The sequence below is a fragment of the Pseudomonas sp. KNUC1026 genome, from assembly GCF_021650705.1.
GTDB lineage: Bacteria > Pseudomonadota > Gammaproteobacteria > Pseudomonadales > Pseudomonadaceae > Aquipseudomonas.
Genome location: NZ_CP087138.1, coordinates 2,196,278 through 2,208,912 on the forward strand (window position 1 = coordinate 2,196,278; position 12,635 = coordinate 2,208,912).

Genomic DNA, 12,635 nt, shown 5'->3' on the forward strand with positions numbered 1-12,635 from the left:
GCTGTGTCAGGTGAAACGGTTGTCGTCCAGATTCAGCGTTACCTCCACACCCACCAGGCGCCGGGCAGTGGTCAGCTCGGCCAGCGCACCGGGCTCGGCGATCAGATTGTCGCTCAGGTCGATATCCACGGTGCCCTGGGCTGTCGACCGAATGAGCTGGTAGACCGCTTCAGGCACATGGGGCAAGCCATTGTCGGAAAGATCGAGCGATATCAGGCTCGGTGGCGCCTCGAAGTGCGGCGCTTGCACAAACCGATTACGCGCCAGCGAAAGATGGCGCAAGTGGGTGAATGGCGCGATGACCTGCTGCACCTGTTCGGCACGCAAGCCGGTATGGTCAAGAGACAGTCCCTGCAAATGAGGCATGGCCGCGAGCTGGGCCAACTGCGCATCGCTCAGCCTGTTGTCATCCAGCGACAGCGAGCGCAGGCTGCCCAGGCGCTGCACGGCACGCAGTGGCTCGAGCGCACCGGTTGCGATGCTGCCGGAGAGATTCAGATTGCCTATCGGCGATATACCTTGTGCCGGCGCCAGCGCGGCGAATGCCTGCGGTGTATCGGCCAAGGGAAGATCACGCAGGGAGAGAAAGCGCAGGCGCTGCAAGCTCGACAACCCCTCGGGCAGTGCCGTCAGCCGGTTGTCGCCCAGGTAAAGGCTGACGATGTTCTCGAAACAGGCGAGGAAGTAGCCGTCCACCTGAGCCAGTTGCATACCGTTGAGCCGCAGTTCGCTGACATGGTCGAACCGGCCGATCACCACGGGCAGGCGCCCGATGGCCAGACCACTCAGATCGAGCCGAGTGCTGCCATCAGCGGCACGCACTTCACGCTGCCAGGCACGCAACAGGCGATTGGCGAACGCTCGGCGATGGTCGGCAAGCGCTGCCAATGCCATGGCGCTGGGCGCGCCGTCCTCGTTACGCAGGGCCGCAGAACCAACCTCCGGCAAATGGGCCAGCGCAGTGAGCTCGTCCTCATGCCTGATGCCACTGGCGCGCCATTCGTCCAGCGCGCGGCGCAGTACGCGAAAGTCTTGCTCAAGTGCGGTGATTTCCAGCTCTGCGCCACGATCACTGCCCCGGAGCTGATCAAGCAGCTCGAGCAACTGGTTTTCCGGCAGGCTGGGATAAAGCGCCCGCAGCCGCTCGCCGTGCGCACTCAGCCAGGCGTCGGCCGGCGCGGCCGCTGAGCGCATAACCCACCTGCTCCCCATGGCGCCGGGGGCGGTTGAAACGTTCCGGCCGAGGCCGCAGCCCCAGGTCACGCCGGGCGGCGGCCGGGTTGCGCACAGCCTCGGCGGCCGCCTGCTCGCGTATCTGCCCGATAGCAACGTCGTTATCGGCAGCCCAGCGCTCACGCGCCCGGGCAGGCAACGCATCGAGCAGCAGTTGCTCCAGCGGCACAGGCATGTTCGGCACAGTACCGCTGGCCAGCACATAACCGTGCTCGGCCGGCTGCACCCGCCGTGAAGGAGCCGCGCTATCCCCACGTCGCACCGGCCGCTCGTGCCCCTCCAGCTCGATGCGCAGTTCTCCGGGCCAGGCACCCAGCCGCTGAGCTGCTCCTATCAGCAAAAGGTCGCGGTCCTGTGTCGGAAGGCCCCGCTCCAGAGCCAACACCGCTCGGGCCGTTCTCACCAACCGCAGCGCCTGGGCAGCGGCACCCGCCAGCGAGGCCGGCACGCGGCCGCTCACCAGACGCGCACGCTCCACTGCCGAAGCATCCCTGACGATCTGCTCCGCGAACACGGCAGGCAAGGCGGGAAACTGACTCAGCAGTGGCTGCGTCAAGGGTTGGCAGGTCGTTGCACGGCCTTGGCCACGCAGCGCCTCAAGCCGCTCGTGCAGTGGCTGCCCACTTGCAACCTCGAGCCCCTGGGCCTGCTCGAGCAACCAGGCGAGGCTCGCCGGTAACGGCGTGCCGTTGAGCACGGCATAGCGCAGCTGTTCATCGCTCACCTGTGCCAACGCCTGCAGCCGCATCAGGCGCTCATCGCTCAGCGTTGCAGGTGCATGTTCCAGTGCCCGCAGCAGCCTGGCACCGGACCATTGCCGAGGAGAGTCATGAACCCAGCACCACTTCCCGTTGGGCAAACGCTCAAGGGTGGGCACCTGCAAGCGGTTACCCGGCGGGGCTTTGATCGTTGGGTGCCCCTGCTGCAGATCGACGGGGTACGGCCGCTCATCGATCACCACCCACTGCTGCGCCCCGAGCCGATAGACGCCATCGCTTCCCCGTTCCGCCTCGGGCGGCAGCGGATGCCCTTGCTGGAACGCTTCGGTATGGCCGCTGAACTGCGGGCCGGCTGTCATGTATTCCAGTGCAGCACCAGCGCCGGCCTGTGCGATCGCCTGGAGCGCACCGAACAGTTCACCCACCGCCTGATCAATCTCGTGTTCCTCAAGCAGATGGATACCGTTGTAGACCTGCGAAACGAAACCGTAGCTGCCTGCCAGCATGGCCGCGCCGCCGAGCAAGGTAGAACCTGGGACCAGCATCGCGAAACCGAACAACACTTGCTGGCCGATCGACCAGTACTGCTGCCAGGCAGCCAGCATTCGCTCGGTGTCGTAAACCGCAGTGGGCACCGCCACCTGCAGGGCATGCCTGCGTACGCTTTCACGCCATTGGGTAAAACGTGCAGCGAGGCTGGCCTGCCCCAGGTCAGGCAGGGTTACCGCGCGGCGGATCCCGGCGCTGTCACCTTCGGACAGTGCCTTGAGCAGCATCAGGCGTTCGTGAATGGGCAACTTGCGCGCCACGCACTCACGTACAGCGGGTGCAGCCATGCGTTCGAGCAGGCCATCAGCGGCTGCCCTCAGGCTTGGGTATTCCATCAATGGGCTGTCGGGGGCTCCGGGCACATAGAGCAGCACAGGGTGAACGCCGGCTTCATCTGCCTGGGTGCGCGTAACGACCAGACACCCCTGCACCGGCACCTGCCGATACCAGAGCCCCTGCAGCGTAGCGCTCACCACTCGCCCCTGGCGCGGTGGGACGCCGACGTTACCCAGCATCGCGTAGCCGTCTTCGCTAACCGCGCCCTTGAGCAAGGCCTCGAGAGCGTCGTAGCGCAGAGCTCCAAGGTCACTGGCCTGCCAAGCGGCTTCAAGCGTTTCGCAAGAGAGTGCCTGGCTGAGGTAGCCCTGGTAGCGCTGGCCCACATCCAGCGTGCGAACCGCCTGGAAAAAGCGCTCGAAGGGGAAACCAGTTACCCCGTCAAGGTGGTATTGCTGGCGGTCGAGATCATAGCCAGTGGCCGATGGAAAATTGACCACCGCAGCCTCCAGGAGGCTGCGCGACAGGCGCTGGTGATAACCCCGCGCCCCGCCTTCGGGCAATCGCACAGGGTTCACGATATTTGGCCCGACAGCGAAGTCATTCTCCTCGGGCACATACCAGGTGCAATGAAACCTGGGCACGAACGGGTTGATGCCTGGGTGGCCCAGTTCAGCGAGCAGGGGTTCGAGCAGCGGCAGTGCGAAGTCTTTCAGGCTTTGCAGCGGCGCCAGCGCCGCTCGCAAGCGGCGTGCTTGCCGGTTGCTTTCCAACCATCGAGCCTTGAGTTCATCGCGGTCGGGCTGGCTTGCCTGAACCAGCCATAGGGGTGCCTGCAAGGCGGGCTCGGCAGCAGGGCGTTCATCGAGATCAAGGGGCATGGGGGCTCTCCGGGTTGAGGAAGCCCGCCACCTTGCCCAGCCGAGCACAAGGCCCGACGGTATTTATCTAGCGCGAGTGCAGCGCGCGCCCTGAATGAAAAAGGAGCCTTGGCGGCTCCTTGACTACTACTGACAGGCTTTGGCCATCTCGACCCAGGCCGTCGACTCACGCCACTGCTGAGGCAGAAACAACTGCACCTTGGAGCCTGAACCGTCGCGGTCGACGCTGGTGCTTGCCAAGGCCTGAGTGAAACCGGCACTGGCCACCAGGCGCACGCCGCTGTCGGTCACATCCTGGCGCGCCTGCGGGCGCCAGGTTTGCCATTTGGGCAGCAGGCACTGCGCGTACTGCTCCGGCGACTTGTTCGAGGTGCCCGACCAGGTCGGCCCGTTTTCATCCTGCGGCTGGCTCGAACAGCCAGCCAGCAGCCCTGCCACGATCAACCCTATTGCCCTGCGCTTCATACCTGTCCCTCGGTGGTGGTGGTCGTGGCCACTGTAACAGGGCGTGACGGAGTTGTTTACAGGATCGACAACGGATACTGAACGATCAGGCGGTTTTCGTCGAAACTGTTGGTGTTGCCGTAGTCACGGCGCAGGCTCGAGTTCCTCCAACGAACGGTGAGTGCCTTGAAGGTGCCGCTCTGCACCACGTAAGCCAGCTCGGTTTCACGGCCGCGATCTACACCGTCGGTGACGGTGCCCGAGTGCACGTTGGTGCCTTCGATGAAGCGGTTCATCAGGGTCAGGCCGGGGATGCCCAAGCCGGCAAAGTCGTAGTCGTGGCGCACTTGCCAGGAGCGCTCGTCCTTCATGTCGTAGCTCCAGCCGTAGCTGTCGTTGGCCAGGGTGCCGCCGCTGGTGCCGCTCACGCGCTGCCAGCCGACGTCGCCAGAGACTTTCTGCAGGCCGACATAAAAGGTGTTGAAACCGTACTTGAGCGAGAACAGCCCGGAAACGGTGTGGTTGTCCTGATCGCCTGCGCGCTCCTGGCCATCTGCGCTGCCGATGAAGTAGCCGATGTTCGCGCCAAGCGTCACGGGGCCGACCGGCTGGGAGTGCAGCAACTGGAAGTATTTCTGGTCGTACACGTCTTCAAGCTGTGCATACCAGGCCCCCACCAGGGTGCGCTTGTCGTTGAAGGTGTATTCGGCACCGGCGAAGTTGAAGGCGCTGCCGTAGACGGTCGGGCGGCCGTGGTTCACCCGGTCGAAGTTGTTGAGGCCGATGTGCTCCATGCTGGCATCGTTACGCTGGCTGTTGCCCTGGAACTGGCCGGCGTACAGCGTCACGTTGGTGATGTCACGGGAGGTGACCTGCGCACCGCGCAAGGTCTGCGGCAGGGAACGGCCGTCGTCGGCCCGCAGGATCGGCAGCACCGGCTGCCACTCGCCCACCTTCAGCTCGGTCTTCGACACTTTGGCCTTGGCGGCGACCGCCAGGCGGCCGAAGTCGTCGGCCGGCTTGTTACCATCATGCACAGGCAGCAGCTGGGTACCGTAAGTACCACGCCCGCCGTCGAGTTTGTAGGACATCAGGCCCAGCACGTCGACGCCGAACCCGACTACGCCTTGGGTGTACCCGCTCCTGGCATCGAGGATGAAGCTCTGGGTCCATTCGGCGGCCTGGCCGCGCTTGGTCGGCCCGGGCAGCGCCTGCGACTTGCCGTTATCGACGAAGTTGCGGTTCATGTAAAAGTTGCGCAGGTTCAGGTTGACCTTGGCGTCGTCAACGAACCCTTCAGCGTGTGCAACGCCTGCGAAGGTGGCGACACTGACGGACAGGGCGAGGGTGTGGCGTGTAAAGCGAGCGAGCTTGACGGTCATTATTGTTATTCCCGACGTTGAGTGAGGACGCCCCGGTCGCGGCAGTGCGTTATCGGTGTGAGCGGTGCGGCAATCCTTGCACCTTGGCTGAAGGCCCCCCGGCCCACCGCCCCGCCTGGCACACCGTGCCGGGTTACGTTGCGGCAAAATTAACCAAATGTTTCAAAACCCGCAACTGCACGGCCGGTTTTACCCCCACTCAACCTCGCCTGATGCGTCGGAAAGTGTGCGATAGCCGAACACCGAGCTGCTCGGCGCGCGCAGCCAGCCAGGAGCTGGCAGGCCTGGCACGGCAGATGGAAGAAACGGTGCATCGGTTCAAGCTTTGAAGCCCAGCGAGCGTCAAAAGCCGAACAACGCCTTTGGCCCTTCGATCATCAAGCTATCGCGCCACCGCTGCTGCGGCGCGATACGTTCCAGCAGTTCGACCTGGCTTGCGTAATCGATCTGCTCCTCATGCTGCGTGTGAGGCCAGTCACTGCCCCATACCAGTTGCCGTTCGCCGAAGTGCTCGAACAACTGCGGCACCGCTGCTTCGGCGAAGGCCAGGTTTTCCGTGGCCGTGCCGCCCAGCCGGTAAAGCGCCGAGACTTTCACCCACACCCTTTCACTCGCCCCCAGCGCAAGCAGTTGTGCGAAGGTTTCATGCTGCACGCCCAGGCCTGCTCGCGGCCGGCCGAAGTGGTCGATCACCACTTTGCAGCCCTGCGCGAGCAACGCTCGGCACAAGGCGGGGATGTCTTCGATCTGGCGGTGCAGTTCTACATGCCAGCCCATTTGCGCGACCTTCCGCAGCAAGGGTTTCCAGTGTGGCGCGCCCAGATCAGGCATGGGCTTGCCGATCAGGTTCAAACGAATGCCGACGATGCCTTGCCCTGCCAAAGCATCGAGTTGCTCGGCGCTGGCCCCCTCCTCGACCACGGCAACACCCTTGAGGCGATGAGGTGCCCGGGCGATGGCCGCGAGCATGTAGCTGTTGTCGGTACCGAGAAAACTGGGCTGCACCAACACTCCGTGGCTCAGGCCGTGAGCGTCCAGATGCCCCAACCAGGCCGCCAGCGTGGCGTCATAGGCCGGGGTATAACGGCGCGCGGCGGTGAGCGCCAGCGCTTGGCCGAACACATGGGCGTGGCTGTCGACGCCGGTCACGGGGATGTTGCGGTGTGAAGTCATCAGGTCGTTCATCGCAGAGGTGAATTCAAGCCTTGCCCGCCGGTTGCGCGGTATCCAGATTGCGGCCGCGGGTTTCCGGCAATGCCAGTGCCGCGATCATCGCTACGCCATAGGCGATGCCGGCGTCGATACCGATGGCGCCGCCCAGCGACATGCTCTGGCTCATGTGGCCGACCAGCACCGGGAACACCGCCGAGAGCACCCGGCCGAAGTTGTAGCAAAAGCCCACACCCGCCCCGCGCACATCGGCCGGGTACAGCTCGTTGAAGAACGAGCCCAGGCTCGCCGGGATGCCCGCCGCGAAAAAGCCCAGCGGGAAGCCCAGGAACAGCATCTGGGTATTGCTCAACGGCAGGAACACGTAGCACTGCACCGTCACCACGCAGCACAGGGCGAACAGCAGGATGTTCTTGCGCCGGCCGAGTTTGTCGACCAGCACGCCACTAGCCATGCAGCCGCACCAGAAGGCAACGATGATCACCGCCAGGTAGCTGCCGGAGTTCAGCACCGAGAGGTGGCGTTCATTCTTGAGAAAGGTCGGCAGCCAGGTCATCACCGCGTGGTAGCCGCCATGCGCGCCCAGGCCCAGCAGGCCGCCCAGCAAGGTCACGCGCAGCAGCTCGGGGCGGAAGATGCCACCCACCGACGCCAGGAACGAGCGGCCCTGAGCCTGCTCGCGCTGATGCACCGCTGCGTCGGGCTCTTGCACGTTGCGGCGCACCCAGATGATCAGCAGCGCCGGCAGCAGGCCGACCACGAACATCACCCGCCAGGCGATGTCCTGCGGCAGCCAGCTGTAGATCAGCGTGTAGAGGCCGACCGCCGCGCCCCAGCCCACGGCCCAGGCACTTTGCACCGTGCCCATGACCTTGCCGCGATAGCGCGGATTGATGGTCTCGGCCATCAGCACCGCACCGGCTGCCCACTCACCGCCGATGCCGAAGCCTTGAAGCGCCTTGATCACCACCAATTGCTCGAAGCCGGTGACGAATGCAGACAGGAAGGTGCAGGCGCTGAACCAGAGAATCATCCACTGGAGTGTGCGCACCCGGCCGTAACGGTCCGACAGTGTGCCGCCCACCCAGCCGCCGATCGCCGAGGTCACCAGGGTCACGCCGCTGATCAGGCCGGCCTGGCCGTTGTTCAGGCTGAAGGCGATCAACAGCGCAGGAATGGCGAGGCCGAACATCTGGGTTTCCAGCGCGTCCAGCGCCCAGCCGCCGAAGCACGCCCAGAAGGTCTTGCGCTCGCGCGCGGTGATGTCTCGATACCACTTGAACATGGAAATGTCCTGTTGTTGTGTTGGGCAGAGAGGCGCTCAGCGGATCTCTACGCTGTAGCGAAAGTGTTGGGCATGGCCGCGCGAACGTCGCCACTCCAGCGGCTGGCCGGCATAACCGCGGGCCAGCCGCTCGATCAGCACCACCGGGCTGTGGGCGGCGATACCGAGCAGGCCCGCGCTGCGCTCATCGGCAGGCTCGGCGGTCAGGGTTTCGTCGGCCGAAGCGATCACCTGGCCGCAGAACTCTTCGTAGAGGGGATAAAGCAGCGGACCTTCCTGGTTGAGGTCTTTGCCGAGGATGGCTTCGAACGGCCCCTTGGGCAGCCAGATGTCCTCGGCCAGTACCGGTTGGCCATCGATCAGGCGCAGGCGGCTCAGGTGAATCACCGGCTCGCCGTCGGGCAGTTGCAAGGCCTTGGCGGCCTCGGCAGGTGCAGGCAGCACGTCTACGGCCAGTACCTGGCTCTGCGGGATGCGGCGCTCGCCCTCGGCGGTCTGGAAACGGAAGAAGCGGAACAACGAGTCCTGAAACTGAGCACGGCGGATGAAAGTGCCACGCCCCTGCTGGCGCTCCAGGATGCGCTCGCTGACGAGCATGTCGATGGCTTTGCGCACGGTGCCGATGGAGAGGTCGTAGTCGGCGGCCAGCACCGCTTCGGTAGGAATGGCCTCTCCGGCCTTCCAGCGGTTTTCACTGATATGCCGTGCCAGCGCGTCGCGCAGGCGCTGGTAAAGGGGAAGGCGTTCGTCGCTGGGCAATGCCGGCATGCGGTAGGCTCCTGGTTGTTATTTTATTTATGCAGTCATCTATATGAATTCTGGGGCGAAGTATTGACCGGTGGCCACAGGCCGTCAACCCGCCGCAGGTCTGATCGTCCGGAACCCTCACCGGCAGCCGCGCTCTTCTGTAGACATCCACGCGATACGGAGGGCGGCATCATGACCGTTGCTCAATGCACTCACCGCGACCACGTCATCGAGGCGCAGGTCGAAGAACACCCCGGCATTCCGACTCCTTGGGCGGGTGGCTGCAGGATCACACCGCCTGACGGGGTGATCACTCGCCGGCTGCCGTTGCCGGTGCAATCGGCGTTCCTTGCAGAATTGGATGCGGCGCAGCAGGCGTCGCTGGCTCATGGGCGATGGCTGGTGGATCAGCATCTGGACCATGGGCGGCAGTTCTAGGTGATGAGGCAAACAGTCGCCCGGCAAGCCGGCCTCCCACGGGAGTCAGCATTTCGTGGGACGGCTTGCGGCGCGACGGCTGTCCAGATCAAACGGTGGGAGGGCGGCTAGCCGCGCGACGAGGCCATTTGCACCCCGGTCATTTCTCCGACCGGCCAATGAACGCTTAGCAAGCTGATTTTCGCCAACAAATATTTCATCTTCTTCCTACAATGAGCCTTTCGCCCAGCCGAAGGCCCATTCATGCCCACCGAACCCCAGGCCCGTGTGGCCGCCCTCTCCGCCCGCATCGACCGTTTGCCCGCAACACCGAGCCTGTGGCGATTGGTAGCGCTGCTGTCGATCGGCGGTTTCTTCGAGCTGTACGACCTGTTCCAGACGGCCTACATCAGCCCTGGCCTGATAAAGGCCGGCATCTTCGCCACTGGCGCACAAGGCGCGTTCGGCGTGTCGGACCAGGCCGCCTTCGCCTCGGCGACCTTCCTTGGCCTGTTCGTCGGCGCCAGCCTGCTCAGCCCCTTCGCCGACCGCTTCGGCCGGCGCGCGGTGTTCACCTATGCGTTGATCTGGTACACCCTGGCCACCGTGCTGATGGGCGTTCAGTCCAGCGCCATGGCCATCATCCTCTGCCGGTTCCTGGTGGGCATCGGCCTGGGCATCGAGCTGGTGACAATCGACACCTACCTTTCCGAGCTGATGCCCAAGCGCATGCGTACCTCGGCCTTTGCCTTTGCGTTTTTCGTGCAGTTCCTGTCGGTACCGGCGGTGGCGCTGATGAGCTGGTGGCTGGTGCCGCAAGCACCGCTCGGCATCGATGGCTGGCGCTGGGTGGTGCTGGCGAGTGCGGTGTTCGCGCTGTTCATCTGGTGGTTGCGCAAGCGCCTGCCCGAGTCGCCGCGCTGGCTGGCGCAGCAGGGCCGTTTCGACGAGGCGGACGCGGTGGTCGTACGCCTTGAACAGCGCTGCGAAGAGGAACTGCGCCAGCGCTTGCCGCCGCCCGAGGTGGAGCACGCCGAATTCGAGCCCAAGGGCCGTTTCGCCGACATCTGGAAGCCGCCGTACCGGCGCCGGGCGTTGATGCTGATCGTGTTCAACTTCTTCCAGGCCATCGGTTTTTTCGGCTTCGGCAACTGGCTGCCCGCCCTGCTCGCCGGCAAGGGCATGGAGGCGACCCACAGCCTGGGCTATGCCTTCATCATTACCCTGGCCTACCCGCTGGGGCCGTTGCTGTTCACCCGCTGGGCCAACCGTTTCGAGAACAAATGGCAGATCGTAGGCTCGGCCATCGGCACGGTGATCTTCGGCACCCTGTTCGCCGCGCAAAGCACGCCCACCGGGTTGATCGCCTGCGGAGTCGGGGTGACCTTCTGCAATGCCTGGCTCACCTTTGCCTATCACTCCTACCAGAGCGAACTGTTCCCAACCTCCATCCGCGCCCGCGCGGTGGGCTTCTGCTACTCGTTCAGCCGGCTGTCGACGGTGTTCAGCAGCCTGATGATCGGGTTCTTCCTGGAGCATTTCGGCACACCGGGGGTGCTCGCGTTCATCGTCAGCAGCATGCTGATCGTGACCCTGACCATCGGCGGTTTCGGGCCGCGCACCCGCAACCTGGCGCTGGAACGCATCGCTCACTGATTCAGACCACGGCGGATTTATCTGCCGGCCACGGGCATGGTTCCATGCGCAGCTTCATGAGCCACTGGAAGCGCTGCCATGCCCTCGCCCGACTCACCTGGCCAAAGCTTGCTGGCATTCGCCAACGCCCTGCCGGGCACTGATTTCCTCTACCTGCTGCTGGACCCCTTGGCCCCCTGCCCAGCAGGCGGTGCACCGGGCGCGCAGCACCTGAGCCAGACACTAGGCTCAGCGCAAACCTGCCGGGTGCCACGCCAGATGCTGGCGCACAGCCCTGCCCATCAACCACTGCTGTGCCGATTGGCCGGCCCCGGCCAAGCCCTGGCAGAGGCTGCACTTCACGCGAGCCTCGCGCACGCATGCACCGAACAGAGCGCCGGCCAGCGGTACGTGTGTGGCTGGCTGCACAGCGTGGCGCCGATTGCCGAGGTCGCCCGGCACCTCGCGCGCCAGGCTGGCGCGCTGCCCGAGGCAGGCGGTGCCGCGCTGGCCTGGTACGAGCCACTGCGCCTGGAGCTGCTGGCCAGCATCCTGAACGATGGATTGGGCAGCGTGCTGGGGCCGGTGCAAGGTTGGTGGGCACCCACGAGCTGGGGCAGCATCCAGCAATGGACAGCGGCAGGCGTCGCGACCGACGCGCAATGCGTACGTGCCGAACAAGCCCTGGCGCATGTGCCCCTGATCAAACGCCTGCTCAACCTGTGGCGCGCTGCGCAACGCGCTCCGCTGGAGCATTTCACCAACCTCTGGCATGGCGCAACGCCGCTGCCGCCGAACGCTGCAAGCCAAGCGCTGAAAATGATACTGCAGGCCCGGTCACTGGGCCTGCGCGACAGCAGCGACCTGCTCACCCTCTGCCTGTATCGAGCCTGCGCGCATCCGAGGCTGCATGCGCACCCGCAGGTCCGATTGCATATCGAAGAAGCAGCGCGAGGGATGTGCTCGCTGCCCGCTGCGTTTTCGCGTTACAGCGACGCACAATGGCAGCGGATAATCGCCGAGCTCAGCGACGTGCTCCCCAGCAGCCTGTCGGCCAAACCCTGCCGAGGGCCGGCGCAGCGCAGGATCGAACGGGTTGACCTTCGCCCCGATGAACGCCGCCTCGCGCTTGAGCATCTCCACCACCATCGGCCGGCGCTGGTCGTTGAGCCGCTCGGTGAGCGTGGCCACACTCAGCGCTGCCACGGCATGGCCCTGGCGGTCGAGGATCGGCACCGCCAGCCCGGCCATGCCGTCGAGCACGCCGGTGTTGCGGTCGGCATAGCCGCGCTGGCGCACATTTTCGATCTCCGCTCGCAGCAGCACCTCGTCGTAGCGGTGCTCATCCTTGAGCCTGGGCAGGTTATAGCGAATCACCTCCTCGCGCTCCTCTTCGGCCACGAAGGCCAGGATCGCCAGCGCACCCTGGCCGCCGCCCAGCGGCATCCGCCCGCCGATGTCGCCGGTGAAGGTGCGGATGGGGTAAAGGCCTTCGCAGCGATCCAGGCACATGGCCTCGAAACCTGCACGGGCCAGCAGGAACATCGAATCACCCAGCGAGGCCGACAGCCGCAACAGGCTCGGCCGGGCGATCTCGCGCAGGTTGCCGGCACGCCCGGCCTGGGCGGCCAGGGCGAAAAAATCGAGGCCCAGCCGATAGCGTTTGCTGCCTGCGCACTGCTCGACCACCCCTTCTTCGATCAGCGCCCGCAGCAGGCGGTGGGTGGTGGGCTGCGACAGCGCCACACGCTGCGCCAGGTGAGTCAACTTTTCACCCTCAGGGCTCGCCGACGCCATTGCCCGCAACACTGCAAACAACCGACTGGCAGCACCCACCCCGGCATCGGACTTTTGATCACTGGAATCTTGCATAAAGGTGATGACCTCTTAATTTCAC

Annotated in this window: 10 protein-coding genes and 1 pseudogene; 2 read left to right on the plus strand and 9 right to left on the minus strand. The window is 64.9% G+C overall.

Translation table 11 applies throughout. The features are described from left to right. Positions 1-6 precede the first annotated feature (6 nt). The 7 genes from LN139_RS10135 to LN139_RS10165 form a co-directional block, all read right to left on the minus strand. Positions 7-1,194, minus strand: a complete 1,188-nt coding sequence (locus LN139_RS10135; RefSeq protein ID WP_236359780.1) for a leucine-rich repeat domain-containing protein — start codon at positions 1,192-1,194, stop codon at positions 7-9. Beyond that, positions 1,088-3,658, minus strand: a complete 2,571-nt coding sequence (locus tag LN139_RS10140; protein ID WP_236359781.1) for a dermonecrotic toxin domain-containing protein — start codon at positions 3,656-3,658, stop codon at positions 1,088-1,090. The genes LN139_RS10135 and LN139_RS10140 overlap by 107 nt, the downstream gene beginning before the upstream one ends. A gap of 126 nt (positions 3,659-3,784) precedes the next feature. Further along, entirely contained in the window at positions 3,785-4,123 is a 339-nt protein-coding gene (locus LN139_RS10145; RefSeq protein ID WP_236359782.1) for a hypothetical protein, read from the minus strand. Between the two features lie 56 nt (positions 4,124-4,179). Next, positions 4,180-5,484 (minus strand): OprD family porin, encoded by a 1,305-nt coding sequence (locus LN139_RS10150; RefSeq protein WP_236359783.1) that lies wholly within the window; start codon positions 5,482-5,484, stop codon positions 4,180-4,182. Between the two features lie 342 nt (positions 5,485-5,826). Then, complete coding sequence (locus LN139_RS10155; RefSeq protein ID WP_236359784.1) at positions 5,827-6,657, minus strand: amidohydrolase family protein; 831 nt, start codon at positions 6,655-6,657, stop codon at positions 5,827-5,829. Positions 6,658-6,682: 25 nt separating this feature from the next. Continuing rightward, entirely contained in the window at positions 6,683-7,939 is a 1,257-nt protein-coding gene (locus LN139_RS10160; RefSeq protein ID WP_236359785.1) for an MFS transporter, read from the minus strand. A gap of 36 nt (positions 7,940-7,975) precedes the next feature. Next, positions 7,976-8,707 (minus strand): GntR family transcriptional regulator, encoded by a 732-nt coding sequence (locus LN139_RS10165; RefSeq protein ID WP_236359786.1) that lies wholly within the window; start codon positions 8,705-8,707, stop codon positions 7,976-7,978. A gap of 171 nt (positions 8,708-8,878) precedes the next feature. Between LN139_RS10165 and LN139_RS10170 the strand changes: the two genes are divergently transcribed. Together LN139_RS10170 and LN139_RS10175 are read left to right on the plus strand one after the other, a co-directional pair. Beyond that, the gene (locus tag LN139_RS10170; RefSeq protein ID WP_236359787.1) at positions 8,879-9,124 is read left to right on the plus strand and encodes a hypothetical protein; all 246 of its coding nucleotides are present in this window, start codon (positions 8,879-8,881) and stop codon (positions 9,122-9,124) included. Between the two features lie 243 nt (positions 9,125-9,367). After that, complete coding sequence (locus LN139_RS10175; RefSeq protein ID WP_236359788.1) at positions 9,368-10,759, plus strand: MFS transporter; 1,392 nt, start codon at positions 9,368-9,370, stop codon at positions 10,757-10,759. Between the two features lie 228 nt (positions 10,760-10,987). Here the strand turns inward: LN139_RS10175 and LN139_RS10180 are convergent, their stop codons facing one another. Both LN139_RS10180 and LN139_RS10185 read right to left on the minus strand, forming a co-directional pair. Next, on the minus strand, positions 10,988-11,494 hold the full coding sequence (locus tag LN139_RS10180) for a hypothetical protein (protein WP_236359789.1): 507 nt from the start codon (positions 11,492-11,494) through the stop codon (positions 10,988-10,990). Between the two features lie 297 nt (positions 11,495-11,791). Continuing rightward, a pseudogene (locus LN139_RS10185) lies at positions 11,792-12,610 on the minus strand (IclR family transcriptional regulator); the annotation flags it as partial. Positions 12,611-12,635: the final 25 nt, after the last annotated feature.